The 25,805-nt window shown below is 42.5% G+C and carries 28 protein-coding genes; 23 read left to right on the top strand and 5 right to left on the bottom strand.

What is annotated here, in order from left to right:
• Positions 1 to 49 precede the first annotated feature (49 nt).
• From KV696_RS06320 to mnmG, 10 genes are all read left to right on the top strand, one after another.
• A complete protein-coding gene (locus tag KV696_RS06320) occupies positions 50 to 2,158 on the top strand; it encodes a bacteriocin-associated integral membrane family protein (protein ID WP_219967154.1) in 2,109 nt (702 codons plus the stop codon).
• On the top strand, positions 2,155 to 2,796 hold the full coding sequence (locus KV696_RS06315; protein WP_219967153.1) for an ABC transporter ATP-binding protein: 642 nt from the start codon (positions 2,155 to 2,157) through the stop codon (positions 2,794 to 2,796). The genes KV696_RS06320 and KV696_RS06315 overlap by 4 nt, the downstream gene beginning before the upstream one ends.
• Before the next feature lie 206 nt (positions 2,797 to 3,002).
• Positions 3,003 to 3,809 carry an ABC transporter substrate-binding protein gene (locus KV696_RS06310; protein WP_173278911.1) on the top strand — a complete coding sequence of 269 codons (807 nt, stop codon included), beginning with the start codon at positions 3,003 to 3,005 and terminating at the stop codon, positions 3,807 to 3,809.
• Between the two features lie 16 nt (positions 3,810 to 3,825).
• Positions 3,826 to 5,022, top strand: coding sequence for an argininosuccinate synthase (locus tag KV696_RS06305; protein WP_173278912.1), 1,197 nt, complete (start codon positions 3,826 to 3,828; stop codon positions 5,020 to 5,022).
• A 28-nt stretch (positions 5,023 to 5,050) separates the two neighbouring features.
• Positions 5,051 to 6,442 carry an argininosuccinate lyase gene (gene argH / locus KV696_RS06300; RefSeq protein WP_219967152.1) on the top strand — a complete coding sequence of 464 codons (1,392 nt, stop codon included), beginning with the start codon at positions 5,051 to 5,053 and terminating at the stop codon, positions 6,440 to 6,442.
• Positions 6,426 to 6,551 carry a hypothetical protein gene (locus KV696_RS10055; protein ID WP_258318576.1) on the top strand — a complete coding sequence of 42 codons (126 nt, stop codon included), beginning with the start codon at positions 6,426 to 6,428 and terminating at the stop codon, positions 6,549 to 6,551. The genes argH and KV696_RS10055 overlap by 17 nt, the downstream gene beginning before the upstream one ends.
• A gap of 317 nt (positions 6,552 to 6,868) precedes the next feature.
• Positions 6,869 to 7,990 carry a tRNA 2-thiouridine(34) synthase MnmA gene (gene mnmA / locus KV696_RS06295; protein WP_001282953.1) on the top strand — a complete coding sequence of 374 codons (1,122 nt, stop codon included), beginning with the start codon at positions 6,869 to 6,871 and terminating at the stop codon, positions 7,988 to 7,990.
• Positions 7,991 to 8,130: 140 nt separating this feature from the next.
• Complete coding sequence (locus tag KV696_RS06290) at positions 8,131 to 8,586, top strand: NUDIX hydrolase (protein ID WP_219967151.1); 456 nt, start codon at positions 8,131 to 8,133, stop codon at positions 8,584 to 8,586.
• A gap of 8 nt (positions 8,587 to 8,594) precedes the next feature.
• Entirely contained in the window at positions 8,595 to 9,029 is a 435-nt protein-coding gene (locus tag KV696_RS06285; RefSeq protein ID WP_219967150.1) for an NUDIX hydrolase, read from the top strand.
• Positions 9,019 to 10,932: a tRNA uridine-5-carboxymethylaminomethyl(34) synthesis enzyme MnmG gene (gene mnmG, locus KV696_RS06280; protein ID WP_219967149.1), complete on the top strand. Its 1,914-nt coding sequence runs from the start codon at positions 9,019 to 9,021 to the stop codon at positions 10,930 to 10,932. Before KV696_RS06285 ends, mnmG begins: the two co-directional genes overlap by 11 nt.
• Before the next feature lie 138 nt (positions 10,933 to 11,070).
• Here the strand turns inward: mnmG and rnjA are convergent, their stop codons facing one another.
• Together rnjA and KV696_RS06270 are read right to left on the bottom strand one after the other, a co-directional pair.
• A complete protein-coding gene (gene rnjA, locus KV696_RS06275) occupies positions 11,071 to 12,750 on the bottom strand; it encodes a ribonuclease J1 (protein WP_219967148.1) in 1,680 nt (559 codons plus the stop codon).
• A 1-nt stretch (position 12,751) separates the two neighbouring features.
• Complete coding sequence (locus KV696_RS06270) at positions 12,752 to 12,985, bottom strand: DNA-dependent RNA polymerase subunit epsilon (RefSeq protein ID WP_000639572.1); 234 nt, start codon at positions 12,983 to 12,985, stop codon at positions 12,752 to 12,754.
• Between the two features lie 280 nt (positions 12,986 to 13,265).
• Between KV696_RS06270 and KV696_RS06265 the strand changes: the two genes are divergently transcribed.
• Complete coding sequence (locus tag KV696_RS06265; RefSeq protein WP_000282478.1) at positions 13,266 to 13,481, top strand: hypothetical protein; 216 nt, start codon at positions 13,266 to 13,268, stop codon at positions 13,479 to 13,481.
• A gap of 321 nt (positions 13,482 to 13,802) precedes the next feature.
• Here KV696_RS06265 and cibB read toward each other — a convergent pair whose 3' ends face one another.
• Both cibB and cibA read right to left on the bottom strand, forming a co-directional pair.
• Positions 13,803 to 13,955, bottom strand: coding sequence for a fratricide two-peptide bacteriocin subunit CibB (gene cibB, locus KV696_RS06260; RefSeq protein WP_000974047.1), 153 nt, complete (start codon positions 13,953 to 13,955; stop codon positions 13,803 to 13,805).
• A gap of 1 nt (position 13,956) precedes the next feature.
• A complete protein-coding gene (gene cibA / locus KV696_RS06255; RefSeq protein WP_000180843.1) occupies positions 13,957 to 14,142 on the bottom strand; it encodes a fratricide two-peptide bacteriocin subunit CibA in 186 nt (61 codons plus the stop codon).
• A 191-nt stretch (positions 14,143 to 14,333) separates the two neighbouring features.
• Between cibA and tsaB the strand changes: the two genes are divergently transcribed.
• The 10 genes from tsaB (at position 14,334) to KV696_RS06205 (ending at position 22,738) form a co-directional block, all read left to right on the top strand.
• Complete coding sequence (gene tsaB / locus KV696_RS06250; RefSeq protein WP_049521944.1) at positions 14,334 to 15,017, top strand: tRNA (adenosine(37)-N6)-threonylcarbamoyltransferase complex dimerization subunit type 1 TsaB; 684 nt, start codon at positions 14,334 to 14,336, stop codon at positions 15,015 to 15,017.
• Entirely contained in the window at positions 15,014 to 15,451 is a 438-nt protein-coding gene (gene rimI, locus KV696_RS06245; protein WP_219967147.1) for a ribosomal protein S18-alanine N-acetyltransferase, read from the top strand. The genes tsaB and rimI overlap by 4 nt, the downstream gene beginning before the upstream one ends.
• Positions 15,441 to 16,451, top strand: coding sequence for a tRNA (adenosine(37)-N6)-threonylcarbamoyltransferase complex transferase subunit TsaD (tsaD, locus tag KV696_RS06240; protein ID WP_219967146.1), 1,011 nt, complete (start codon positions 15,441 to 15,443; stop codon positions 16,449 to 16,451). The genes rimI and tsaD overlap by 11 nt, the downstream gene beginning before the upstream one ends.
• Positions 16,452 to 16,570: 119 nt before the next feature.
• A complete protein-coding gene (locus KV696_RS06235) occupies positions 16,571 to 17,266 on the top strand; it encodes an AzlC family ABC transporter permease (protein ID WP_219967145.1) in 696 nt (231 codons plus the stop codon).
• Entirely contained in the window at positions 17,256 to 17,579 is a 324-nt protein-coding gene (locus KV696_RS06230) for an AzlD domain-containing protein (RefSeq protein WP_000253936.1), read from the top strand. The genes KV696_RS06235 and KV696_RS06230 overlap by 11 nt, the downstream gene beginning before the upstream one ends.
• Before the next feature lie 103 nt (positions 17,580 to 17,682).
• The gene (locus KV696_RS06225) at positions 17,683 to 18,513 is read left to right on the top strand and encodes an amino acid ABC transporter substrate-binding protein (RefSeq protein ID WP_084926305.1); all 831 of its coding nucleotides are present in this window, start codon (positions 17,683 to 17,685) and stop codon (positions 18,511 to 18,513) included.
• Positions 18,514 to 18,666: 153 nt separating this feature from the next.
• Entirely contained in the window at positions 18,667 to 19,521 is an 855-nt protein-coding gene (locus KV696_RS06220; protein ID WP_049531962.1) for a MetQ/NlpA family ABC transporter substrate-binding protein, read from the top strand.
• Between the two features lie 95 nt (positions 19,522 to 19,616).
• Entirely contained in the window at positions 19,617 to 20,990 is a 1,374-nt protein-coding gene (locus KV696_RS06215) for a M20 family metallopeptidase (RefSeq protein ID WP_033684439.1), read from the top strand.
• Positions 20,983 to 22,044 carry a methionine ABC transporter ATP-binding protein gene (locus KV696_RS06210; RefSeq protein WP_219967144.1) on the top strand — a complete coding sequence of 354 codons (1,062 nt, stop codon included), beginning with the start codon at positions 20,983 to 20,985 and terminating at the stop codon, positions 22,042 to 22,044. The genes KV696_RS06215 and KV696_RS06210 overlap by 8 nt, the downstream gene beginning before the upstream one ends.
• 1 nt (position 22,045) lies before the next feature.
• Positions 22,046 to 22,738 carry a methionine ABC transporter permease gene (locus KV696_RS06205; protein WP_173270475.1) on the top strand — a complete coding sequence of 231 codons (693 nt, stop codon included), beginning with the start codon at positions 22,046 to 22,048 and terminating at the stop codon, positions 22,736 to 22,738.
• A gap of 89 nt (positions 22,739 to 22,827) precedes the next feature.
• Here the strand turns inward: KV696_RS06205 and KV696_RS06200 are convergent, their stop codons facing one another.
• Positions 22,828 to 23,397, bottom strand: a complete 570-nt coding sequence (locus tag KV696_RS06200; protein ID WP_219967143.1) for an MptD family putative ECF transporter S component — start codon at positions 23,395 to 23,397, stop codon at positions 22,828 to 22,830.
• 134 nt (positions 23,398 to 23,531) lie between these two features.
• Here KV696_RS06200 and KV696_RS06195 point away from each other — a divergent pair, with 134 nt between their 5' ends.
• Together KV696_RS06195 and KV696_RS06190 are read left to right on the top strand one after the other, a co-directional pair.
• Positions 23,532 to 24,146, top strand: a complete 615-nt coding sequence (locus KV696_RS06195; protein ID WP_219967142.1) for a YesL family protein — start codon at positions 23,532 to 23,534, stop codon at positions 24,144 to 24,146.
• A complete protein-coding gene (locus KV696_RS06190) occupies positions 24,124 to 25,794 on the top strand; it encodes a sensor histidine kinase (protein WP_284440259.1) in 1,671 nt (556 codons plus the stop codon). The genes KV696_RS06195 and KV696_RS06190 overlap by 23 nt, the downstream gene beginning before the upstream one ends.
• Positions 25,795 to 25,805 lie beyond the last annotated feature (11 nt).

Genomic DNA, 25,805 nt, shown 5'->3' with positions numbered 1-25,805 from the left:
AAAGTACCTGCACCTATCTCGCTTTCGTCTCTTCACGGGAGGTATCTCTATGAAAAAAATCAGTCATCTTTGTATGCTCCTGCTCTTGCTGTGTACTACGTTTTTTGTCCTGAATGTAAATGTTACACGAGAAATAGTGCGGATTCAGGAGATGGGCAAGACAACTTATTCATTTGACTTGTACTTGAAAGATGTCACTAAACCGACAGAAACGATTCTCCAGTTTTTTGAAGAGGTTGCAAGCCAAGACAAGGTCTCTATTATCAAAGTAGATAATGGAGATGAGGCAGTCAAGGCTGGTGTTTTTGATAAGGAAACCTTCCCCTATCAGGAGTTCGGTTTGACTTCTCTTGATTTTTCAAAGAATGAGAAGGGAGTCTACAGCAACCAGGACCTTCCCAATAATCTAGGAACCATTCCCACCTTTTTAAAGGTGAAACTCATTCGACTCCAGACCTTCCAATCCTATATTGAGGATAAATCCCATACTGTAAATGGGCGCTACATGATTACCTCCAGCAAAGAGATAGATCGCGATACCATTCTACAAAAGTGGAGTGATTTTTTCCAGATAGATAAGACGATTTTATTAGAACCCACTTACCGAAGTCAGGTTGGAGTGCTAAATCAAGAGTTGTTACTATCTATCATTATCTTTATCTTGGCAATCTTGCTTGTGATTTTAATGACAGTTTATCAGCCGATGATGGAGATGAAACGAGTGGGGGTTCAAAAGTTACTTGGTTTCCAAAGCAGAGCGATTTTAGCTGGTTTTGTAAAGACTAATTTTTATCTTCTCTTGGGTGGAAGTCTTATCATTGACTTGGGACTATTTTTAGTGCTGGACTACAGGCCAAAACTTCTGTTTCCAAGTTTACTCTTATCCCAATTTCTGCTTTTACAGTTGTATTTGTTCATCAGTTGGCTGACCTACCTGATGATTCAGAAAATGACAGTCAGTTCCATGTTGAAAGGTTTTTCATCTGTCAAACTTGGTCTCATCTTCAATTATGTGATGAAAATAGGGACAACTGTTTTATTGACGGTTTTACTGATTGGGGTAGGCAGAAGTCTAGAACAAGAAAACAAAGAACTTGCTTATCAGCAACAGTGGGTAAGCCAAGGAAATTACCTGACCTTAGAAACCTTCAAACTCAATGATAACCTGTGGCAAGAAGAGCTAGCAGGTTCAGGGAAATCTACAGATTATTTCTACCAATTTTATCAAGATTTGCTAGCAAAAACACAAGTAAACTATGTGCGAAGTACGAGTCTTCCTATCAAACCAGTCATCAAAGCTGAACAAGTGCAGAACTACCAACTGCCTGATAAGGTAGATGTTTACTATGCTAATAGCAATTTTCTAAAGAGCAAGGGATTCAAGCTACCAGATACCGGCACTAAAAAGGTGATTTTGTTTCCAGCCAGTGACAAAGGACAAGAAGGCAAGAATCAGTTCTTGGGGAAATCCATCGCCTATCTTTCTATGAGGTATGAAGATCAGCAAAAGCAAACAATAGAAGATATGGATGTAGAAATTGCCTACTATGAAGGAGATTGGTCTTTCTTCCCTTATAATAATGAGCGAAAGGAAAATCTCCACAATCCAATCATTAGTCTGGTAAATGATCAAGACATGATGTGGGAAGAAAAGACTCACTTGTCAACGACAGGTTTAAACAACCCGATGAAAGTTGAAAATACAGAACAAAATCAAAAAGTGATTACGGAGTTAGTTGAGAAATTATCTGATGGTAGCTATTTAAAATTTTCATCGATTCAAGCAATTCAAGAGGGGATGGTTGATACCTATCGGGATTCTGTTCGTAATTTTAACGTTCTGTTTGCCTTATTTGCTCTTCTCAGTATGATTGTCTCCTACTTTTTACTCGTTACCACTTTCTTGTTGAAGCGCAGGGATATCATTACCAAGAAGTTTATGGGGTGGAAACTGGTCGATCGCTATCGCCCTCTCCTAGTCCTGCTCTTGCTGGGCTATAGTTTGCCTCTTCTAGTCTTGATTTTCTTTGCCCATGCGCTCTTGCCACTCCTACTTTTTGCAGGCTTTACATGTCTGGATATACTATTTGTGTTAGCCTTGGCTTCTAGGATGGAGAAAAGAAGTCTAGTAGAGTTATTGAAAGGGGGCATCTTATGATTGAGTTGGAAAATATTACCAAAACCATTGGGGGAAAAGTGATTTTGGATAACTTGTCTCTCAGGATTGATCAGGGGGATTTGGTAGCCATTGTTGGTAAGAGTGGTAGTGGTAAGTCGACCTTGTTAAATTTATTAGGTTTGATAGATGGTGATTATAGCGGACGGTATGAGATTTTTGGTCAGACAAATCTAGCGGTCAATTCTACCAAGTCGCAAACAATAATCCGTGAACATATCTCTTATCTGTTTCAAAATTTTGCCCTGATTGATGATGAAACGGTCGAGTACAATCTTATGCTGGCGCTGAAATATGTGAAATTGTCCAAGAAAGACAAGCTTAAAAAGGTGGAAGAGATTTTAGAGAGAGTAGGTTTGTCAGCTACTTTGCATCAAAAGGTCTCCGAGTTGTCTGGTGGGGAGCAACAACGAATTGCAGTTGCTAGAGCCATCTTAAAACCCAGCCAGCTGATTTTAGCCGATGAACCAACAGGTTCGCTGGATCCTGAAAATAGAGATTTGGTCTTGAAGTTTCTCTTAGAGATGAATCGCGAGGGGAAAACAGTTATTATTGTGACCCACGATACTTATGTAGCCCAACAATGTCATCGTATCATTGAATTGGGCAAGGGGAAATGAGTTCGTTCGGCTTCTTTTGACTGACTGAATACTCATGTTTTCCAGAGAGAAATAGCATAAATACGCCTAGGAATGACATTTTTATGTAGTATTTCTAGGTTTTTTTGTTTCAAATTGAAAATTTTTTCAATTTAGGCTTGACAAACGATGAGGATAGGAGTATTATTTATACAACAAAAAAGAATAAACATAAAGGAGGTTTTGTTATGAATAAGATGAAGAAGGTGTTGATGACGATGTTTGGTTTAGTGATGCTCCCCCTACTATTTGCTTGTAGTAACAATCAATCGGCTGGAATTGAAGCCATCAAGTCCAAAGGAAAATTGGTTGTAGCCCTCAATCCAGATTTTGCTCCATTTGAATATCAAAAAGTGGTTGATGGGAAAAATCAGATTGTGGGTTCAGATATCGAATTAGCCAAGGCTATCGCAACAGAACTAGGTGTCGAATTGGAACTATCTCCCATGAGTTTTGACAATGTACTGGCTAGTGTTCAATCAGGAAAAGCTGACCTTGCCATATCAGGTGTTTCTAAGACAGATGAACGGAGCAAGGTGTTCGACTTTTCAACTCCCTACTATACTTCAAAAAATAAGCTCATTGTCAAAAAATCTGATTTAGCCACTTATCAGTCTGTCAACGACTTAGCGCAGAAAAAGGTCGGAGCACAGAAAGGTTCGATTCAAGAGACGATGGCGAAAGATTTGCTACAAAATTCATCCCTCGTATCTCTGCCTAAAAATGGGAATTTAATTACAGATTTAAAATCAGGACAAGTGGATGCCGTTATTTTTGAAGAACCAGTTGCCAAGGGATTTGTGGAAAATAATCCTGATTTAGCAATCGCAGACCTCAATTTTGAAAAAGAGCAAGATGATTCCTACGCGGTCGCCATGAAAAAAGATAGCAAGGAATTGAAAGAGGCAGTCGATAAAACCATTCAAAAGTTGAAGGAGTCTGGAGAATTAGACAAACTTATTGATGATGCCTTTAAAGCATCCATTGAAAAATAGAAAGAAGGAAAAGAACATGAGTAAAGAAAAAGTAATTTTGGCCTATTCTGGCGGTTTAGACACATCAGTTGCTATTACCTGGTTAAAGAAAGACTATGATGTTGTTGCAGTTTGTATGGATGTGGGTGAAGGGAAAGACTTAGATTTCATCCATGATAAGGCTCTTAAGGTTGGGGCAGTCGAATCTTATGTCATTGATGTTAAGGACGAATTTGCTACAGATTATGTGCTAGTGGCTCTCCAGTCACACGCCTACTATGAACAAAAATACCCCTTGGTATCTGCCTTGAGCCGTCCGCTTATTTCTAAAAAATTGGTTGAAATAGCGCATCAGACAGGAGCGACTACAATTGCTCATGGTTGTACAGGTAAGGGGAATGACCAAGTGCGTTTTGAAGTATCCATTGCAGCCTTGGATCCCAATTTAAAAGTGATTGCTCCAGTTCGTGAATGGAAATGGTCTCGGGAGGAAGAAATTCATTATGCTAAGGAAAATGGGGTGCCTGTTCCTGCTGACCTTGACAATCCCTACTCTGTCGACCAAAATCTTTGGGGACGTGCCAATGAGTGTGGTATTTTGGAAAATCCATGGAATCAGGCTCCAGAAGAAGCCTTTGGTATCACATCTTCTCCAGAGGAAGCTCCAGACACGCCAGAATACATTGAGATTGAGTTTAGTGAAGGTGTTCCAGTTTCCCTCAATGGAGAAGGGCTAAAATTGGCAGATTTGATTCAAAAACTCAATGAAATAGCTGGGAAACATGGGGTCGGACGGATTGACCACGTGGAAAATCGCTTGGTGGGGATTAAATCAAGAGAAATCTATGAGTGTCCAGGGGCAGTGACCTTGCTGACAGCTCATAAGGAAATTGAGGATTTGACGCTTGTGAGAGAAGTGGCTCATTTTAAACCAATCATAGAAAATGAATTATCAAATCTCATTTATAATGCTTTGTGGTTTAGTCCGGCTACACAAGCCTTGATTGCTTATATTAAAGAGACTCAAAAAGTTGTCAATGGGACTGCAAAAGTTAAACTGTATAAGGGGAGTGCTCAGGTCGTGGCTCGGAAATCACCAAATTCACTTTACGATGAAAATTTGGCGACGTATACCAGTGCAGATACCTTTGACCAAGATGCAGCTATTGGCTTTATTAAGTTGTGGGGACTTCCAACCAAGGTTCATTCTGAGGTTCAAAAAAGCGCCAAATAGGGCGATTGGATAGAGAGGTGGATGTGATATGGCTAAGAATACAAAATTATGGGGTGGTCGTTTTGAAGGTACTGTCGAAGACTGGGTAGAGCGCTTTGGTGCGAGTATATCTTTTGACCAGAAATTAGCTAAATTTGATGTGATTGGTTCCTTAGCCCACGTTCAGATGTTGGGCCAGACGGACATTTTGAGTTTGAATGAGTCAGAAAAGATTCAAGCAGGCTTGAAAGAGCTTTTAGAAGAGCTAGAGGCAGGCCAACTTGACTTTGATATCGCAAACGAAGATATTCATATGAATATGGAAGTGTTGCTGACAGAAAAAATTGGTCCCCTTGCAGGGAAGTTACATACGGCTCGTTCTCGAAATGACCAAGTTGCGACAGATATGCACTTGTATCTCAAGGAGCAACTAGGCCATGTCCTAGATAAACTGGCTTATCTCAAGGGTGTTTTATTAGACTTGGCGGAAAATCATGTGGAGACAATCATGCCGGGCTATACCCATCTGCAACATGCTCAGCCTATTAGTTTTGCCCACCACCTGATGGCTTACTACAATATGTTTCAGAGAGACAGTGAACGTTTTGAATTTAACCAGAAGCATACAGACCTATGCCCTCTAGGTGCGGCAGCTTTGGCAGGAACGACTTTCCCCATTGATCGCCAATTGTCTAGCGATTTGCTGGAGTTTAAGCAACCTTATACAAATTCTTTGGATGCTGTTAGTGACCGCGATTTTATCTTAGAGTTTCTATCCAATGCCAGCATACTCATGATGCATATGAGCCGTTTCTGTGAAGAAATAATCAATTGGTGTAGTTTTGAGTACCAATTCATTACCTTGTCAGATACGTTTACAACAGGTTCCTCTATTATGCCCCAAAAGAAAAATCCAGATATGGCTGAGTTGATTCGAGGAAAGACTGGTAGAGTTTATGGGAATCTGTTTGGACTATTGACAGTCATGAAGTCCCTGCCCTTAGCTTATAATAAGGATTTGCAAGAGGATAAGGAAGGGATGTTTGATACGGTCGAAACGATTTTAAATTCTTTGGATGTATTGGCAGGTATGTTATCTAGCTTGCAGGTAAACAAGGAAAAAATGCAAGAGTCGACAGAGAAGGATTTTTCAAATGCAACTGAGTTGGCAGATTATTTGGCAGGGAAAGGCTTGCCATTTAGAGAAGCTCATGAGGTTGTGGGAAGATTAGTGCTAGACTCTATCAAGTCTGCTAAAAATATTCAAGATTGGACTTTGGAGGAATTACAAACCTATCATTCCCTCATTGCCGAGGATATCTATGTTTACTTGCAACCTAAAACCGCTGTTCAAAGACGAAATTCCTTGGGAGGTACAGGGTTTGACCAAGTGAAATACCAGATTGCAGTCGCTAAGAAAGCGAATGAAGCTAAAAAGTGATAGATTGATAGGTTCAGAACAAGAGGTTGGTCGATTGACAGCCTCTTTCTTGTCTTCTCCAACCAAGCGTGTTATAATGAATACTGCTCAAGCGACCTTCAATCGTTAAAGCACACACGACCTTCAATCGTGAACTAGTCATTTCGTTTATCTTTTATTACGTCGTTAACTCGAAATGAGATGCAAGCTGAGCTTGTCTGATTTATAACCTCAATCAGTCTCCCAGACTGATTGAGCGAACTCAAGTTATGCTTGCGACTCGTTGCCTATCATATTTTCATTTTAAGATGATAGGCTAAAATGGTCTCCCAGACCATTTTACTACTAAAAGCAAACGAAAAGACTATACTCGAAGAAATTCTATTGAAAGTCATAGTAAATAGAATTTTGAGGGGTATAAATAAACGAATAGATGGGAGACTTACCATGAGTGATAACTCTAAAACACGTGTTGTTGTGGGGATGAGTGGTGGTGTTGATTCGTCGGTGACGGCTCTTCTTCTTAAGGAGCAGGGCTACGATGTGATCGGTATCTTCATGAAGAACTGGGATGACACAGATGAAAACGGCGTCTGTACGGCGACCGAAGATTACAAGGATGTGGCTGCGGTGGCAGACCAGATTGGCATTCCCTACTACTCTGTCAATTTTGAAAAAGAGTACTGGGACCGCGTTTTCGAGTATTTCCTAGCGGAATACCGTGCAGGACGCACGCCAAATCCAGATGTTATGTGCAACAAGGAAATCAAGTTCAAGGCCTTTTTGGACTATGCCATGACCTTGGGGGCAGACTATGTAGCGACTGGGCATTATGCCCGAGTGGCGCGTGATGAAGATGGTACTGTTCATATGCTTCGTGGCGTGGACAATGGCAAGGACCAAACCTATTTCCTCAGTCAACTGTCGCAAGAACAACTCCAAAAAACCATGTTCCCCTTGGGACATTTGGAAAAACCTGAAGTACGCAGACTAGCAGAAGAAGCAGGCCTTGCGACTGCTAAGAAGAAAGACTCGACAGGGATTTGCTTTATCGGAGAAAAGAACTTTAAAAATTTCCTCAGCAACTACCTGCCAGCTCAGCCTGGTCGCATGATGACTGTGGATGGTCGCGATATGGGAGAGCATGCAGGACTTATGTATTATACAATCGGTCAGCGTGGCGGTCTTGGTATCGGTGGACAACACGGCGGTGACAATGCCCCTTGGTTCGTTGTCGGAAAAGACCTGAGCAAGAATATCCTCTATGTCGGACAAGGCTTCTACCATGATTCGCTCATGTCAACCAGCCTAGAGGCTAGCCAAGTCCACTTTACTCGTGATATGCCAGAGGAGTTTACGCTAGAATGCACAGCAAAATTCCGCTACCGTCAGCCTGATTCTAAGGTGACCGTCCATGTCAAAGGAGATAAGGCAGAGGTTATCTTTGCAGAACCGCAACGCGCCATCACACCAGGACAGGCAGTTGTCTTTTACGATGGCGAAGAGTGTCTAGGTGGCGGTTTGATTGACAATGCTTACCGCGATGGACAAGTTTGTCAGTACATTTAGATTGACAAATTTTCTCAATTTGCTACAATAATAAAAGCAATAGAAATGATGGTCAAAGCTCATGGATGTTGCAGGCTTTTTTGTCCTGCACTTCTTTGGAGTTTTGACTGTTTTTGTGTCGTTTAAGGGAAAGGACAAGAATGACTCAGCAAGACTTTCGGACCAAAGTAGACAATACGGTTTTTGGTGTTCGAGCGACAGCTTTGATTGTCCAAAATCGCAAGCTTCTAGTCACCAAAGATGAGGGCAAGTATTATACTATCGGCGGTGCGATTCAAGTCAATGAAAGCACGGAAGACGCAGTAGTCCGTGAAGTGAGGGAAGAACTGGGTGTCGAAGCTCAAGCTGGGCAACTAGCTTTCGTGGTTGAAAATTGTTTTGAGCAGGACGGTGTTTACTATCACAATATCGAGTTTCATTACTTAGTGGATTTGCTTGAAGATGCCCCATTGACCATGCAGGAAGATGAGAAAAGGCAGCCCTGTGAGTGGATTGACTTGGGCCAGCTTCAGGATTTCCAACTAGTCCCAGCCTTTTTAAAAACAGCCTTACCAGATTGGGACGGCCAACTAAGACACATTCATCTTGAGGAATAGGAGAAAAAATGATGGTTAAGCTTATTGCCCATGTACTTGTTCATAGTGGTGATGATTATTTGCTCATTCAGCGTTCGGAAATTAAAAGAGGACAACCCAATGTTTATCCAACTTACTGGGATATTCCTGGTGGCGGGGTTGAAAAGGGTGAACTTCCGCGAGATGGAGCTCTTAGAGAATGTATTGAAGAAGCGGGAGTTAGGCTAGATAGCAGTTCGCTCAAACTTCTTCACGAAGATAGTCAACTGGATACCTCTAAGGATACGGTCTTTACTCGCTTAGTTTATAAAGCAGAGTGGGTTGGGGAGAAGCCAATTATCAGATTAGATCCTGAAGAGCATACGCACTTTAAATGGGTTACTCTGGCTCAAGCTTTAGAGGAGGAGGAGAAGTTAGTTCCTTATTTGCGAGAAATTTTTGAAAGGTTAAGAAATGACATATAATTTTACTGAAGAATACGATATTATTGTAATTGGTGCGGGACACGCTGGTGTCGAGGCTTCCTTAGCTGCTAGCCGTATGGGCTGTAAGGTCTTACTTGCGACCATCAACATTGAAATGCTGGCTTTTATGCCTTGTAACCCCTCTATCGGTGGTTCTGCCAAGGGGATCGTTGTACGTGAAGTTGATGCCCTCGGTGGCGAGATGGCCAAAACCATTGATAAGACTTACATCCAGATGAAGATGCTTAACACAGGGAAGGGGCCAGCTGTCCGTGCCCTTCGTGCGCAGGCTGACAAGGAGCTTTACTCCAAGGAAATGCGCAAGACGGTTGAAAATCAAGAAAATCTGACCCTTCGTCAGACCATGATTGATGAGATTTTGGTGGAAGATGGCAAGGTTGTCGGTGTTCGTACAGCAACTCATCAAGAGTATGCTTCCAAGGCTGTTATCGTGACGACAGGAACAGCCCTCCGTGGGGAAATTATCATCGGAGACCTCAAGTACTCATCAGGTCCTAACCACAGCCTAGCTTCTATTAACCTTGCTGACAACCTCAAGGAATTAGGACTCGAAATTGGTCGTTTCAAGACAGGAACACCTCCACGTGTCAAGGCTTCTTCTATCAATTACGATGTGACCGAGATTCAGCCAGGAGACGAAGCGCCTAATCATTTCTCATACACTTCACGTGATGAGGATTATGTCAAGGACCAAGTGCCATGCTGGTTGACCTACACCAATGGTACTAGTCATGAGATTATCCAAAACAATCTCCACCGTGCGCCTATGTTTACAGGTGTGGTCAAAGGAGTGGGACCTCGTTATTGTCCATCGATTGAAGACAAGATTGTGCGCTTTGCGGACAAGGAACGCCACCAACTCTTCCTAGAGCCAGAAGGGCGCAATACTGAGGAAGTCTATGTTCAAGGCCTATCAACTAGTCTGCCTGAGGATGTCCAACGTGAGCTGGTTCATTCTATCAAAGGTTTGGAAAATGCAGAGATGATGCGAACAGGTTATGCCATCGAGTACGATATGGTCTTGCCTCATCAGTTGCGTGCGACTCTGGAAACCAAGAAAATCTCAGGTCTATTCACTGCTGGTCAGACCAATGGAACATCAGGTTACGAAGAAGCTGCTGGCCAAGGGATTATCGCGGGTATCAATGCGGCTTTGAAAGTCCAAGGCAAGTCTGAGTTGATTTTGAAGCGTAGTGACGGTTATATTGGGGTCATGATTGATGACTTGGTGACCAAGGGGACCATTGAACCTTACCGTCTCTTGACCAGTCGTGCTGAATATCGCCTCATTCTCCGTCATGACAATGCCGATATGCGTTTGACTGAGATGGGGCGCGAGATTGGGCTTGTTGACGATGAACGTTGGGCTCGTTTTGAAATCAAGAAAAATCAATTTGAAAATGAAATGAAACGCCTAGACAGTATTAAACTCAAGCCAGTCAAGGAAATCAATGCCAAGGTTGAGGAGATGGGCTTCAAGCCGTTGACAGATGCAGTGACAGCTAAGGAATTCCTTCGCCGTCCAGAAGTTTCTTATCAAGATGTGGTGGCTTTCATCGGACCAGCAGCAGAGGACTTGGATGACAAGATTATCGAATTGATTGAAACAGAAATCAAGTACGAAGGCTATATCTCAAAAGCCATGGATCAGGTTGCCAAGATGAAACGCATGGAAGAAAAACGCATTCCAGCCAATATTGACTGGGATGATATTGATTCTATCGCGACAGAAGCCCGTCAGAAGTTCAAACTCATCAATCCAGAAACCATCGGCCAAGCCAGCCGTATTTCGGGAGTAAATCCAGCAGACATTTCTATTTTGATGGTGTATCTTGAAGGTAAAAATCGTAGTATTTCTAAAACTCTTCAAAAATCAAAATGATACGTCGTCGGCTTCGGCTCACCTAACTTAAGTTATGCTTTCGCCTAGCCTTCTAGTCTGATTTCGATTTTTATTGAGTTTTAATCTAAAAAGAAAGCATAGAAAAAACAGCTCCGTCTTCGGGGCTGTTTTCTTGCTTTATTCTTCATCTGGTGTGAGGATCATCGGGATGATAATCGGTTCACGTTCTGTATTTTCATAGAGGAAGGGGCGAATAGCGTTGACAATGGCACCATTGACAGATTGCACGCTAGCATCCTTGTTTTTTAGTGCGATACGAATTGCATTGAAGAGGATACGCTGGCTTTGGCGAATCAAGTCGCCAGACTCTCTCATGTAGACAAAGCCTCGGCTGAGGATGTCTGGACCAGATAGAATCATCTGCGATTTGAAGTCAACAGTTGCGACTGCCAGAACGACACCATCTTCAGATAAATCACGACGATCTTTGAGGACAGCAGCACCGATTTCACCGATACGATTTCCATCGACATAGATGTCTTGGGCGTTGAAATGGCCTGCGATACGAGCAGAATCAGCAGTAAGGGCAAGCACATCACCATTGCTCATGATAAAGATATTGTCCTTCTCAACACCAGTATCCACTGCTAGTCCAGCATGGACTTTTTGCATGCGGTATTCACCGTGGACAGGCATGAAGTATTTTGGCTTAATCAAGCGGAGCATGAGTTTTTGCTCTTGCTGACCACCGTGTCCAGATGTATGGATATTGTTAACCTTACCGTGGATAACTTCGACACCAGCTTCAGAAATGACGTTGATCAGCTTGTTGACGCTAGTAGTGTTTCCAGGGATTGGACTTGAAGAGAAGATAACCGTATCGCCTGGTTGGAGTTGTACCTGACGGTGGGTTCCGTTGGCGATACGAGAGAGGGCCGCCATAGGTTCACCCTGACTACCTGTACAGAGGATAAGAACCTCGCCTGCAGGGTAGTCTTTGATTTCATTTGGCTCGATAAAGGTTCCTTTAGGAGCTTTGATGTAGCCAAGATCGATTCCGTTGACAATGGCCTTTTCCATGGAACGACCAAAGACCGCGATCTTACGTCCAGTCTTAACAGCGGCTTCTGTTGCTTGCTGGAGACGGAAGATATTTGAGGCAAAGGATGCAAAGATGATACGTCCTTCAATACCTTGGATAATCTTCATGATGGACTGACCAACGACTTTTTCAGAGTTGGTAAAGGTTGGCACTTCTGCATTTGTTGAGTCAGACAGGAGACAGAGTACACCGTCTTCACCAAGGGCTGCCATACGGTGCAAATCTGCTGGTTCACCAACTGGTGTTAAGTCAAACTTGAAGTCACCCGTACAGACAATTTTCCCTTGAGGAGTATGAATGACAATCCCCAAAGGCTCTGGAATAGAGTGAGTGGTTCTAAAGAAAGTTGCCTTGAGATTTTTAAAGGTCAACTCAGTGTTGTGATTGATTTCGTAAAGTTTGGCGTTGCGCAAGAGGCCGTGTTCTTCGAGTTTCCCACGAATCAAAGCCAAGGCAAGTGGTCCGGCATAGATAGGGACATTTGCTTGCTTGAGCAGGAATGGAATCCCACCGATGTGGTCCTCGTGTCCGTGTGTGATCAAAACAGCCTTGACGCGGTCGATGTTGTCTACGATGTAGGAGTAATCAGGAATGACATAGTCGATACCCAGCAAGTCATCTTCTGGGAATTTAATCCCAGCATCGACGATGATAATCTCATCTTGGTATTCAATCCCGTATGTGTTTTTCCCGATTTCTCCCAGACCACCGATGGCAAAAACGCCAACTTCTTCAGGTTTAAGAGTATAGGCCATATTAGAACTCCGTAATTTCGAAGGCGCCAGTTTCTTTTTCGTAATCTAGCAATTTGTCAGACAAGAGTTCGATATACTCGATATTGTACTCTGGGCGATTTTCTTCGACAAGTTGGCGAGCAGCGATACGACCCTCAAGTTCTGAGCTGGCATCGATGTCTAGGTAAAGTGCGCGTGTTGTTTCACGACGTGGGCTACGTTCTTTTGTTTCTTGATAAAAAACTTTGTAAATCATATAGTTCCTTTCTATTTTACAGGTCAGCTTATTCCAAACTTTTAGCATAGATTTGCTTGATTTCATTCCATTTTGTGTCTAGATTGACCTTGATTCGTTACAATTATTTCAATTATACCACAAAATGAAAAATTAGTAAAAGACGGAAACGAGAAAGTCATGGGTCGATTCGCCGAGTAAGCGCTTGCAAAAATAAAGAAAATGTGTTATGTTGATAATGGAAGTGAAATTTATTGCTTGTCATAATTCCATATAGTTTTTAAGTCAAGGAGGTTGCCCTATGTATAACTTATTTGCTTTTGCTATCGGAGCTCGCTTGGTAGCTTTTATTGTTTTTGTTGCTTGCGTTTATGCGGGGAATCTTCTATTTGCCAAACTGGAACGACGACAAACCAAGTTCTTGTGGAAAATTACCTTTGTGACTCTCTACTCGCTTTTTCTCCTCCTCGTAACCTATGTCGTTTGGTTTGTATTTTACTTTGGATTAAATGCTTAGATGCCCCGCTTATGCTGGGGCATTTTTGTTTTGGGGTAAAAGATAGTAGATTCATGACACGAAAATTCCACCCCATCTATCAAGATGAGGCGGTCTTTGCATTTTTCTAAATGACATGACAATGGAATTTTCAGAGCTTATTATTTTTATGGGAGTCATTGTTCTGCTCAAAAATAGAGTTGAAGCATAAAAATAAAACAATACAAACAGATAGATCAATTGGTAAAGGGATAGTAGTAATGTTTAAATCATTGAGAATGCTTAGCAAACTGTAAGAGATAAAGATAATAAAATTTATCCTTCTAAAAATGTATCTTTTATCTAGCATGACTTACCAAACTTTTTACGGAGATCTTTCCCAATGGTATAACCTGCCATAAATAAAGCGATACCAACACCTACACCAAAACCACCCTTGATTTCTTGCAATTCCTTATTAGAAATTTCACGATAGTTGTTTAAATCTTTCATCATATTAATCTCCTCCTAAAAAATAACCAGCTGCCAAACCAGAACCTACAAGTGCTGTTCCACCTGCAATAGCTTTCCAAGATACTGCTACTCCAAAGATAACCAAGGGAGCGAGACCGCCATCAATATCTGATAATTCATTTTCAGATAGGGATAAAAATTGATTGTCAAGAACGTCAAAATTTGTCATTGAACTTTCCTCCTTTTTTCTTGTTCACTTTTATATTCGGAAAAGAAAAGGAAAAGTGAGCATTTTTTTGAATTTTATTTGCGAATTATTTTTTAGCTAAGTATAGGCATTTTTGTTTGGGGGCAAAGAAAATTCCCATGTGCCAGCTTTTGTAGTATAATAGTAAGCAGACAAAAAGATAGGAATGTGTTATGAAAGTATTAGCTTTTGATACGTCTAGCAAGGCTCTTTCTCTCGCTATTTTAGAGGACAAGCAGGTTCTTGCCGAGACGACGATTAATATTAAGAAAAATCACAGTATTACCCTTATGCCTGCCATCGATTTTTTGATGGCAAGTTTGGATTGGACGCCCAAGGATTTGGATCGAATCGTGGTAGCGGAAGGGCCAGGTAGCTACACAGGTTTGCGAATTGCGGTAGCAACTGCCAAGACTTTGGCTCATACTCTGAACATTGAGTTGGTTGGTATGTCTAGCCTCTTGGCTCTGGTGCCCTACCAACAAGAAGGCTTGTTCGTTCCTTTGATGGATGCGCGTCGCAACAATGTTTATGCAGGATTTTATGAAAATGCCAAACCTGTCATGCCAGAAGCGCACCTGCCTTTTGAGCGAGTGATTGAGTTAATCAAGGGTGCTAGTCAAGTAACCTTTGTCGGAGAAGTTGGCCCCTTTGTGGAGCAGATTCAAGAACACTTGCCAAGGACTAATCTCAAAGAAACCTTGCCAAATGCAGCTAATCTAGCTCTCTGGGCCTGGGACAAGGAAGCAGACTCCTTGCATGATTTTGTGCCGAATTACCTCAAACGAGTCGAGGCTGAGGAAAACTGGCTCAAGAACCACACTGAATCTGGCGAGTCCTACATTAAACGCCTATGATAGAAATCAAACGAATCCAACAGCAACCTGACTTGGCTCAAGCCATCTACGCTGTGATGGCAGCTGTTTACCCAGTCAGTCCTTGGACGCTGGAACAAATCCAAGCAGATCTGTCCCAAGACCAGACTTGGTATGTTCTGGCTTATGATGGGGCCGAAGTGATTGGATTTCTAGCTGTGCAGGAAAATATCTTTGAAGCAGAAGTCCTGCAAATCGCTGTCAAAGGAGCCTATCAGGGTCAGGGAATTGCGTCAGCCTTGTTTGCTCAATTGCCGACAGACAAGGAGATTTTCCTCGAAGTCAGAAGGTCAAATCAACGAGCGCAAGCATTTTACAAGAAAGAAAAGATGGCGGTCATCGCTGAGCGCAAGGCCTACTACCATGATCCAGTCGAGGACGCCATCATCATGAAGAGAGAAATAGATGAAGGATAGATATATTTTAGCATTTGAGACATCCTGTGATGAGACCAGTGTCGCCGTCTTGAAAAACGACGATGAGCTCTTGTCCAATGTCATTGCTAGTCAAATTGAGAGTCACAAACGTTTTGGGGGCGTAGTGCCTGAAGTAGCCAGTCGTCACCATGTCGAGGTCATTACAGCCTGCATCGAGGAGGCGTTGGCAGAAGCAGGGATTACCGAAGAGGACGTGACAGCTGTGGCTGTTACCTATGGACCAGGCTTGGTCGGAGCCTTGCTAGTTGGCTTGTCAGCTGCTAAGGCCTTTGCTTGGGCACATGGACTTCCACTCATCCCTGTTAACCACATGGCTGGTCACCTCATGGCAGCTCAGAGCGTGGAGCCTTTGGAGTTTCCCTTGCTAGCCCTCTTGGTCAGCGGTGGACACACAGAGTTGGTTTATGTTTCTGAGGCGGGTGACTACAAGATTGTTGGAGAAACGCGAGATGACGCGGTTGGTGAGGCCTATGATAAGGTCGGCCGTGTCATGGGCTTGACCTATCCTGCAGGTCGTGAGATTGACGAGCTAGCTCATCAGGGACAGGATATTTATGATTTTCCTCGTGCCATGATTAAGGAAGATAATCTGGAGTTTTCATTCTCAGGTTTGAAATCGGCTTTTATCAATCTTCACCACAATGCCGAGCAAAAGGGAGAAAGCTTGTCCACAGAGGATTTGTGTGCTTCCTTCCAAGCAGCTGTCTTGGATATTCTTATGGCAAAAACTAAGAAGGCTTTGGAGAAATACCCTGTTAAAACCCTTGTCGTGGCAGGTGGCGTGGCAGCCAATAAAGGCCTCAGAGAACACCTAGCAACTGAAATCACAGATGTCAAGGTCATCATTCCACCTCTGCGTCTTTGCGGAGACAATGCAGGTATGATTGCCTATGCCAGCGTCAGCGAGTGGAACAAAGAAAACTTTGCAAACTTGGACCTCAATGCCAAACCAAGTCTCGCTTTTGATACTATGGAATAAAATGGAGTCTGTCTGATTACAATCAACAGACTTTTTTCTCTTTCCTGAATGTGTTATAATAGTTCATGCTGTGGCTGGAGCCTTTTCAGCCCATTTATTAAGACAATATGAGGAGAAAGATGAAAGAAAAAGGATTCTGGGAGGGGGCACAGGCAGCCATGCCAACGGCCCTTGGTTATGTCAGTATTGGCCTTGCCTGTGGGATTATTGGTGCGCCCTATGTGACACCTGTAGAGATGGGCTTGATGAGCCTCTTTGTTTATGCTGGGAGTGCCCAGTTTGCCATGTTGGCACTGATTGCGGTTCAAGCTCCTGTGGCAGCTATTGCTATGACGGTTTTTCTAATCAATTTGCGTCTCTTTTTGTTGAGCTTGCATGCGTCAACCTATTTCCGTCATACCAGTCTCTGGCAAAATATCGGTATGTCTAGCCTCTTGACAGATGAGACTTACGGCGTTTTGATGGGTGAATTGGCCCATACAGACAAGGTCAATCCTATGTGGATGCACGGAAACAATCTCAACAGCTATGTGGCTTGGTTTGTGGGGACAGTGGTTGGAACAGCTCTAGGTGCCCTGCTGCCAAATCCAGAAATCTTTGGGCTGGACTTTGCTTTGGTTGGGATGTTCATCGGGATTTTTGCTTCGCAATTCCAGATTATGCAAAGACGGATTCCTGTCCGCAATCTGCTTATTATTCTAGCGGTTGTTGCGGTGTCCTTCTTTTTGCTCTTGACAGTGGTGTCTCAGTCACTAGCTGTTCTGTTTGCGACCTTGCTAGGTTGTACAATGGGGGTGGTTTTAGATGGTCAGTAAGTATCTTTTATTAGCAGTTATTTTCTCTGGCTTGGTGACTTGGATTCCCCGTATGATTCCCTTCATCTTGGTCAAGTATAAGGGCCTTCCTGCGATCGTTGAGCGTTTTTTGAAGTTCTTGCCCGTTTCTATTATCTTTGCCTTGATTCTTTCAAGCGTAGTGACAGGTAAGGTTGGGAGCCTTCCTCAAATTAAATGGCTAGACTTCTTAGCCGTCTTTCCAACAGCTTGGGTAGCCTTTCGCTACCGCAATCTAGTCGGAACAGTTCTCTTTGGAGTAGTCTTGATTGCTGTCTTGCGTTTGGTCTTTTAAATCAGCCATAAAGAAAACCTATCACAGAGATAGATATCATATAATGGCGTAAATGCTCTTTTTCTGTTAAGATTATAAGGTATTCTATTTTGGAGGAAATGACATGAAAAAAATCGTTAAATACTCATCTCTTGCTGCCTTAGGACTTGTTGCTGCAGGTGTGCTAGCAGCTTGCTCAGGTGGTGCTAAAAAAGAAGGAGAAGCAACTAGCAAGAAAGAAATTATCGTTGCAACCAATGCTTCACCAAAACCATTCAACTATGAAGAAAATGGTGAATTGACTGGTTATGAAATTGAAGTGGTTCGCGCTATCTTTAAAGACTCTGACAAGTATGATGTCAAGTTTGAGAAGACAGAGTGGTCAGGTGTCTTTGCAGGACTGGATGCTGACCGTTACCAAATGGCCGTTAACAACATCAGCTACACCAAAGAACGTGCTGAAAAATACCTTTACGCAGCCCCAACTGCTAAAAACCCTAACGTTCTTGTAGTGAAGAAGGACGACTCTAGCATCAAATCACTTGATGATATTGGTGGAAAATCAACAGAAGTTGTTCAAGGGACAACATCAGCTAAACAGTTAGAAGACTATAACAAGCAACACTCAGATAATCCAACTGTCCTTAACTATACTAGAGCAGACTTCCAACAAATCATGGGACGCTTGAGCGATGGCCAGTTTGACTACAAGATTTTTGATAAAATCGGTGTTGAAACAGTTATCAAGAACCAAGGTTTGGACAACTTGAAAGTTATTGAACTTCCAAGCGACCAACAACCTTACGTTTACCCACTTCTTGCCAAAGGTCAAGATGAGTTGAAAACATTTGTAGACAAACGTATCCAAGAACTCTACAAAGATGGCACTCTTGAAAAATTGTCAAAACAATTCTTCGGAGACACTTATCTACCAGCAGAAGCTGATATTAAATAATTTCTTGAAGTCATCCATTCTGAGTAAGATGGGTGATTTCTCAATTTTTAAGTATATAGTTTTAAACTATATATCTGACTATCTAATAACAATTTGTGAAATCAAACAAATTGTGAGATACTAGTAAGGTATTATTTTTAAGGAGAAAGAATCATGAAAATCAAAAAATGGCTTGGTGTAGCAGCCCTTGCTACAGTCGCAGGTTTGGCTCTTGTCGCTTGCGGAAACTCAGAAAAGAAAGCAGACAATGCAACAACTATCAAAATCGCAACTGTTAACCGTAGCGGTTCTGAAGAAAAACGTTGGGATAAAATCCAAGAATTGGTTAAAAAAGACGGCATTACCTTGGAATTTACAGAGTTCACAGACTACTCACAACCAAACAAGGCAACTGCTGACGGCGAAGTAGACTTGAACGCTTTCCAACACTATAACTTCTTGAACAACTGGAACAAAGAAAATGGGAAAGATCTTGTAGCGATTGCAGATACTTACATCTCTCCAATTCGCCTTTACTCAGGTTTGAATGGAAGTGACAACAAGTACACTAAAGTAGAGGACATCCCAGCAAACGGAGAAATCGCTGTACCGAACGACGCTACAAACGAAAGCCGTGCGCTTTACTTGCTTCAATCAGCTGGCTTGATTAAATTGGATGTTTCAGGAACTGCCCTTGCAACAGTTGCTAACATCAAAGAAAATCCAAAGAACTTGAAAATCACTGAATTGGACGCTAGCCAAACAGCTCGTTCATTGTCATCAGTTGATGCTGCCGTTGTAAACAATACCTTCGTTACAGAAGCAAAATTGGACTACAAGAAAGCGCTCTTCAAAGAACAAGCTGATGAAAATTCAAAACAATGGTACAACATCATCGTTGCGAAAAAAGATTGGGAAACATCACCTAAGGCTGATGCTATCAAGAAAGTGATCGCAGCTTACCACACAGATGACGTGAAAAAAGTTATCGAAGAAACATCAGACGGTTTGGATCAACCAGTTTGGTAATAAGAAACAGGGAGGTGGGAGAGAAAATTCCACCTCTTGCTTTTGTTAGAGCATGGATTGTCAGGAAGAGTAGTTCATAGAAAGGTAGAGAGAATATGGTTTTTCCTAGCGAACAAGAACAGATTGAAAAATTTGAAAAGGATCATGTGGCCCAGCATTATTTTGAGGTTTTGCGTACCTTGATTTCTAAGAAGTCGGTCTTTGCCCAACAGGTGGGGCTCAAAGAAGTTGCCAACTATCTGGGTGAGATTTTCAAGCGTGTTGGGGCTGAAGTGGAGATTGATGAGACTTATACGGCGCCTTTTGTCATGGCGCATTTCAAGAGTTCGCGTCCAGATGCCAAAACCTTGATTTTCTATAACCACTATGACACTGTGCCAGCGGACGGGGATCAGGTCTGGACAGAGGATCCCTTTACGCTTTCGGTCCGCAATGGCTTCATGTATGGGCGTGGAGTTGACGATGATAAGGGTCATATCACAGCTCGTTTGAGTGCTTTGAGAAAATACATGCAGCACCATGATGACCTGCCTGTCAATATCAGTTTTATCATGGAGGGAGCGGAGGAATCGGCCTCGACAGACCTAGATAAGTATCTGGAAAAACATGCGGATAAACTCCGTGGTGCAGATTTGTTGGTCTGGGAACAAGGAACCAAAAATGCCTTGGAACAGCTGGAAATTTCTGGTGGAAATAAGGGGATTGTGACCTTTGATGCCAAGGTAAAAAGCGCTGATGTCGATATCCACTCTAGTTATGGTGGGGTTGTGGAATCAGCTCCTTGGTATCTTCTCCAAGCCTTACAGTCTCTTCGCGCTGCAGATGGCCGTATCTTGGTTGAAGGCTTGTACGAAGAAGTGCAGGAGCCAAATGAACGGGAATTGGCCTTGGTGGACACTTACGCCCAACGAAATCCAGAGGAAATCAGCCAGATTTATGGTTTGGAATTGCCTCTCTTACAAGAGGACCGCGCAGCCTTTCTAAAACGTTTCTTTTTCGAGCCAGCTCTTAATATAGAAGGGATTCAGTCAGGTTACCAAGGACAAGGAGTCAAAACGATTTTGCCAGCAGAAGCCAGTGCTAAGCTAGAAGTTCGTTTGGTTCCTGGTCTAGAACCGCATGATGTTCTGGAAAAAATTCGGAAACAGCTAGACAAAAATGGCTTTGATAAGGTAGAATTATACTATACCTTGGGAGAGATGAGCTATCGAAGCGACATGAGCGCGCCAGCCATTCTCAATGTAATCGAGTTGGCCAAGAAATTCTATCCACAGGGCGTTTCAGTCTTGCCGACTACGGCAGGTACTGGGCCTATGCATACGGTCTTTGATGCCCTAGAGGTGCCAATGGTGGCCTTCGGTCTAGGAAATGCCAATAGCCGAGACCACGGTGGAGATGAAAATGTGCGAATCGCCGATTACTACACCCATATTGAATTAGTAGAGGAGCTGATTAGAAGCTATGAGTAGAGATATTATCAAGTTAGATCAGATCGATGTGACTTTTCACCAAAAGAAGAGAACCATCACAGCGGTCAAGGATGTGACCATTCATATCCAAGAAGGGGATATCTACGGAATCGTTGGATATTCTGGAGCAGGGAAATCAACCCTTGTACGAGTGATTAACCTCTTGCAAAAGCCATCTGCAGGCAAAATTACCATTGACGACGATGTGATTTTTGATGGTAAGGTGACCTTGACGGCAGAGCAGTTGCGTCGTAAACGTCAAGATATCGGAATGATTTTCCAGCATTTTAACCTGATGAGCCAAAAGACAGCAGAGGAGAATGTAGCCTTTGCCCTTAAACACTCTGGACTTAGCAAGGAAGAGAAGAAGGCTAAAGTTGCTAAGTTGTTGGACTTGGTTGGCTTGGCAGACCGTGCTGAAAACTACCCTTCACAACTATCTGGAGGGCAAAAACAGCGTGTGGCCATTGCGCGTGCCTTGGCTAATGATCCAAAAATCTTGATTTCAGACGAGTCAACTTCTGCCCTTGACCCTAAGACAACCAAGCAGATTTTGACCTTGTTGCAAGATTTGAACCAAAAATTAGGCTTAACTGTTGTCTTAATTACGCATGAAATGCAGATTGTCAAAGATATTGCCAATCGTGTGGCAGTCATGCAGGATGGGCATTTGATTGAAGAGGGTAGCGTCCTTGAAATCTTCTCAGACCCTAAACAACCCTTGACTCAAGACTTTATCTCAACAGCCACAGGTATTGACGAAGCCATGGTCAAAATCGAGAAGCAAGAAATCGTGGAACACTTGTCTGAAAACAGCCTTTTGGTGCAACTCAAGTATGCAGGTGCTTCAACAGACGAGCCGCTTTTGAATGAATTATACAAGCATTACCAAGTAACGGCTAATATCCTCTATGGAAATATCGAAATTCTTGATGGCACTCCTGTTGGAGAATTAGTTGTGGTCTTGTCAGGTGAAAAAGCAGCTTTGGCAGGCGCCCAAGAAGCCATTCGTCAAGCAGGTGTACAACTAAAAGTATTGAAGGGAGGACAGTAAGATGGCAGAATTGATTAAAGCATACTTACCAAACGTCTATAAGATGGGTTGGGCTGGTCAAGCTGGCTGGGGGACAGCTATCTACTTGACTCTTTATATGACAGTTCTTTCCTTTATTATTGGAGGTTTCTTAGGACTGGTTGCAGGGCTTTTCCTTGTCTTGACAGCTCCAGGTGGGGTCTTGGAAAATAAAGTTGTTTTTTGGATTTTGGATAAGATTACCTCTATTTTCCGTGCGGTACCATTTATCATTCTCTTGGCAGTCTTGTCACCCTTCTCTCATCTAATCGTAGGAACAAGCATTGGTCCGAATGCGGCTATCGTACCGCTATCTTTTGCAGTCTTTGCCTTCTTTGCCCGTCAAGTACAGGTGGTATTGGCTGAGCTAGATGGTGGTGTCATTGAGGCGGCTCAAGCGAGTGGAGCGACATTCTGGGATATCGTAGGTGTTTACCTATCAGAAGGTCTTCCAGATTTGATCCGTGTGACGACTGTAACCTTGATTTCACTAGTTGGTGAAACAGCTATGGCTGGTGCGGTTGGAGCTGGTGGTATCGGTAACGTAGCTATCGCTTATGGATTTAACCGCTATAATCACGATGTGACCATTTTGGCAACCATCATTATCATTTTGATTATCTTTGCAATCCAATTCTTGGGAGATTTCTTGACCAAGAAATTGAGCCATAAATAAAAAGGGCTCCATAAGATCTATAGGGGATTTACCCACTACAAATATTATAGAGCCAAATAAAAAAGAGCCGCCTGGCTCTTTTTTAGTAATCAGATTTTCTGTGCAAACTTTTTACTCAAGGCTTGTCCAATCAAGGCACCCACTAGGGCTCCGATGACAACACTTGCGATAAATAAAAGGATGGTTCCAGGATTTGGCGCAACCATGATACGGTCGATATATTCTTGGGATTTTCCTCTTACTAGAAGGGTTGCCATATAGGCTTTGGGCGCAATCCACATAAGCAAGATTGGACCGGTTGAGCTAAAGGCAAAAATAAGGAAAGAAAGGAGGTTCTTTGTTTGGTCCTTATATTTTCCGAGGTTAGCTACTCCATCTGCTAGCAGACCACAGATAATTCCAGGAAGGAAGGCACCGGCACCGTGTTTAGTTCCCAAGAAAAAGAGGGCGATGACAAGGCCGATAGTGGTAATGGCTCCAAAGCGCGGAACTTTTGCGACTAGGATCATATAGACGCTACCGCCGACAAGGGCAGTAAAAGCAGGCGCATAAAACATGTTTCCAGTTTGGTCAAAGAGATTGCCCAAAAGGACACCAATCCCCATGCAGAGGAAGTAAAGAACTGCAAAAAGCAGTGTAGTTAAGATAGATTTCTTCATGAATTGTCTCCTGATCATTTTTTCACAATTCTCATTGTATCACGGTTTGATGGGATTGTAAATGGGCACTAGAATTTTTTGAAAACGCTTGAAATATGATATAATAGTTTCAGAGTTATTTTTAGGAGGATATCATGGGGAGATTTTTAGACTTTGTCTTTAATCGTTTCTTTTTAGGGATGATTGCGACAGCCTTCTTTTGGCTATTAACTTTAGCAGGAGGGCTTATTCTTGGTCTAGCACCGGCTAGTGCCACCTTGATGAGTTTATATGCAGAACATGGTTATAGCTTTCGAGAATACAGTTTGAAGGAGGCTTGGTCTCTTTACAAGCAAAATTTTGTATCAAGCAACCTGATTTTCTATAGCTTTCTAGGAGTGGATCTAGTTTTGGTTTATGGCTTGTATCTCTTGGTGCAATTGCCTCATCAGACTATTGTTCATCTGATTGCGACCTTTTTGAATGTCCTAGTAGTTGCCCTGATCTTTTTGGCCTATACAGTGTCTTTGAAATTACAAGTTTATTTTGATTTGTCCTATCGAAATAGTCTCAAACTATCCTTGATTAGTATCTTTATGAGTCTAGCAGCTGTGGCCAAGGTTCTCCTTGGAACTGTGCTACTTGTGACAATTGGTTACTATATGCCTGCCCTACTTTTCTTTGTAGGAATTGGGATGTGGCATTTCTTTATCAGTGATATGTTGGAACCGGTCTATGAAAGTATCCATGAAAAATTGGCGACAAAATAGAATGAAGCAGTTTTGGCTACATACGCTTCTAAGAACCTACAGTTCAGTTATGATGATTATTATTGCGAGTTTTGCAATCTTACTCTCTTACGCCGACTGGGATTCACGGGAAAAGGAAGCCCAGAGAGTAGCCCAGCGTGTAACCACTCGAACAGTCGAAGAGGTGGAATATTATTATCGCGAGTCAGCCCAGCTAGCTCAAGATTTAGTAGCCAATCAAGACCGGATACAAGGGGTTTATAAGTACTTTAGCCTGTCAACTTCTGAGTATTTTTATTGGCTGTTGGAGCATCAAGCGGCTTCGTCAACTTCTATTTCTCTGTATGAAAATATCGATGACCTGTATGTTCAGAATGACTATATAACGGGTGTTGCAATCGTCTTGCAGGACTTTAAAGAAGTTTATGTTTCGAGTAGAAATGAGAGAGGGGGTCATTCGGTACTTGCGGAAGGCTTTAAACCAGAGGCCAATAGTTTTGGAGTTCCTATTTTAGATCCAGCGACGGATCAATCTATAGGGGTTGTTTATATTTCCTTGGATCCAGAAATCTTATACCATGCTGTAGACAATACCCGAGGTCATATCCCGATGGCTGTTACTGTGACATCGCCTTTTGATACGGAGATTTTTCATATTGGTGAGAGGGTCAATAGGGAGCATGAAAACTGGTTTGTCGGTGTGACCTCTCATGGCTATCAGGTTCAGGTGGCAGTTCCTAAAAATTTTGTTTTACAAGGAACGGTGACCAGCTCTGCTTTGATTGTGGGCTTGAGCCTTCTCTTTATTGTCATTCTCTATCTGACTTTGAGGCAGACCTTTGCCAACTATCAAAAGCAGGTAGTGGATTTGGTGGATTCCATCCATGCTATTGCCCAAGGGGAAGAAGGTCTTCGCATTGATACGCTTGAAAAGGATCAGGAATTGCTCTTAATCGCAGAGACCACCAATGATATGTTGGATCGCTTGGAAAAGAATATCCATGATATTTATCAGTTAGAGCTTAGTCAAAAAGATGCCAATATGCGAGCCTTACAGGCTCAAATCAATCCTCATTTTATGTACAATACTCTGGAGTTCTTGCGTATGTACGCAGTTATGCAAAGTCAAGATGAGTTAGCAGATATCATTTATGAGTTCAGTAGTCTCTTGCGTAACAATATTTCTGACGAAAGAGAAACTCTTCTCAAACAGGAATTAGAATTTTGCCGTAAATACAGCTATCTCTGCATGGTTCGCTATCCCAAGTCCATTGCCTATGGTTTCAAGATAGATCCAGAGTTAGAGAATATGAAGATTCCCAAGTTTACCTTGCAACCGCTGGTAGAAAATTATTTCGCGCATGGTGTTGACCACAGACGGACAGATAATGTGATTAGCATCAAGGCGCTTAAACGAGATGGTTTTGTGGAAATTTTAGTAGTAGATAATGGTCGTGGTATGTCGTCTGAAAAGCTGGCAAATCTCCGAGAAAAATTAAGTCAGAGACATTTTGAACACCAAGCCAGTTACAGTGATCAAAAGCAGTCTATCGGGATTGCCAATGTACATGAGCGTTTTGTGCTCTATTTTGGAGACCGCTATGCCATTAGTGTAGAGTCTGCAGAGCAAGCAGGTGTTCAGTATCGTATTACAATTCAAGATGAGTAGAAAGGGAGAAA

Origin of the sequence: Streptococcus humanilactis, assembly GCF_019448275.1 — a bacterium.
GTDB classification, from domain to species: Bacteria; Bacillota; Bacilli; order Lactobacillales; family Streptococcaceae; genus Streptococcus; species Streptococcus humanilactis.
Note: the sequence above shows the minus strand (reverse complement) of the source record. Positions and strands in the feature narration are given on the sequence as shown.

Bases quoted from the DNA above. Each gene is read 5' to 3' on its own strand.
- KV696_RS06230 (WP_000253936.1), top strand. From the start codon at position 17,256: ATGGTCAGTAAGTATCTTTTATTAGCAGTTATTTTCTCTGGCTTGGTG.
- KV696_RS06210 (WP_219967144.1), top strand. From the start codon at position 20,983: ATGAGTAGAGATATTATCAAGTTAGATCAGATCGATGTGACTTTTCAC.
- KV696_RS06215 (WP_033684439.1), top strand. From the start codon at position 19,617: ATGGTTTTTCCTAGCGAACAAGAACAGATTGAAAAATTTGAAAAGGAT.
- rimI (WP_219967147.1), top strand. From the start codon at position 15,014: ATGATAGAAATCAAACGAATCCAACAGCAACCTGACTTGGCTCAAGCC.
- tsaD (WP_219967146.1), top strand. From the start codon at position 15,441: ATGAAGGATAGATATATTTTAGCATTTGAGACATCCTGTGATGAGACC.
- KV696_RS06315 (WP_219967153.1), top strand. From the start codon at position 2,155: ATGATTGAGTTGGAAAATATTACCAAAACCATTGGGGGAAAAGTGATT.
- argH (WP_219967152.1), top strand. From the start codon at position 5,051: ATGGCTAAGAATACAAAATTATGGGGTGGTCGTTTTGAAGGTACTGTC.
- KV696_RS06290 (WP_219967151.1), top strand. From the start codon at position 8,131: ATGACTCAGCAAGACTTTCGGACCAAAGTAGACAATACGGTTTTTGGT.
- KV696_RS06225 (WP_084926305.1), top strand. From the start codon at position 17,683: ATGAAAAAAATCGTTAAATACTCATCTCTTGCTGCCTTAGGACTTGTT.
- mnmA (WP_001282953.1), top strand. From the start codon at position 6,869: ATGAGTGATAACTCTAAAACACGTGTTGTTGTGGGGATGAGTGGTGGT.
- KV696_RS06320 (WP_219967154.1), top strand. From the start codon at position 50: ATGAAAAAAATCAGTCATCTTTGTATGCTCCTGCTCTTGCTGTGTACT.
- KV696_RS06190 (WP_284440259.1), top strand. From the start codon at position 24,124: ATGAAAAATTGGCGACAAAATAGAATGAAGCAGTTTTGGCTACATACG.
- KV696_RS06310 (WP_173278911.1), top strand. From the start codon at position 3,003: ATGAATAAGATGAAGAAGGTGTTGATGACGATGTTTGGTTTAGTGATG.
- KV696_RS06305 (WP_173278912.1), top strand. From the start codon at position 3,826: ATGAGTAAAGAAAAAGTAATTTTGGCCTATTCTGGCGGTTTAGACACA.
- tsaB (WP_049521944.1), top strand. From the start codon at position 14,334: ATGAAAGTATTAGCTTTTGATACGTCTAGCAAGGCTCTTTCTCTCGCT.
- KV696_RS06270 (WP_000639572.1), bottom strand. From the start codon at position 12,985: ATGATTTACAAAGTTTTTTATCAAGAAACAAAAGAACGTAGCCCACGT.
- KV696_RS06220 (WP_049531962.1), top strand. From the start codon at position 18,667: ATGAAAATCAAAAAATGGCTTGGTGTAGCAGCCCTTGCTACAGTCGCA.
- KV696_RS06200 (WP_219967143.1), bottom strand. From the start codon at position 23,397: ATGAAGAAATCTATCTTAACTACACTGCTTTTTGCAGTTCTTTACTTC.
- KV696_RS06265 (WP_000282478.1), top strand. From the start codon at position 13,266: ATGTATAACTTATTTGCTTTTGCTATCGGAGCTCGCTTGGTAGCTTTT.
- KV696_RS10055 (WP_258318576.1), top strand. From the start codon at position 6,426: ATGAAGCTAAAAAGTGATAGATTGATAGGTTCAGAACAAGAGGTTGGT.
- KV696_RS06285 (WP_219967150.1), top strand. From the start codon at position 8,595: ATGATGGTTAAGCTTATTGCCCATGTACTTGTTCATAGTGGTGATGAT.
- cibB (WP_000974047.1), bottom strand. From the start codon at position 13,955: ATGATGAAAGATTTAAACAACTATCGTGAAATTTCTAATAAGGAATTG.
- cibA (WP_000180843.1), bottom strand. From the start codon at position 14,142: ATGACAAATTTTGACGTTCTTGACAATCAATTTTTATCCCTATCTGAA.
- rnjA (WP_219967148.1), bottom strand. From the start codon at position 12,750: ATGGCCTATACTCTTAAACCTGAAGAAGTTGGCGTTTTTGCCATCGGT.
- KV696_RS06205 (WP_173270475.1), top strand. From the start codon at position 22,046: ATGGCAGAATTGATTAAAGCATACTTACCAAACGTCTATAAGATGGGT.
- KV696_RS06235 (WP_219967145.1), top strand. From the start codon at position 16,571: ATGAAAGAAAAAGGATTCTGGGAGGGGGCACAGGCAGCCATGCCAACG.
- mnmG (WP_219967149.1), top strand. From the start codon at position 9,019: ATGACATATAATTTTACTGAAGAATACGATATTATTGTAATTGGTGCG.
- KV696_RS06195 (WP_219967142.1), top strand. From the start codon at position 23,532: ATGGGGAGATTTTTAGACTTTGTCTTTAATCGTTTCTTTTTAGGGATG.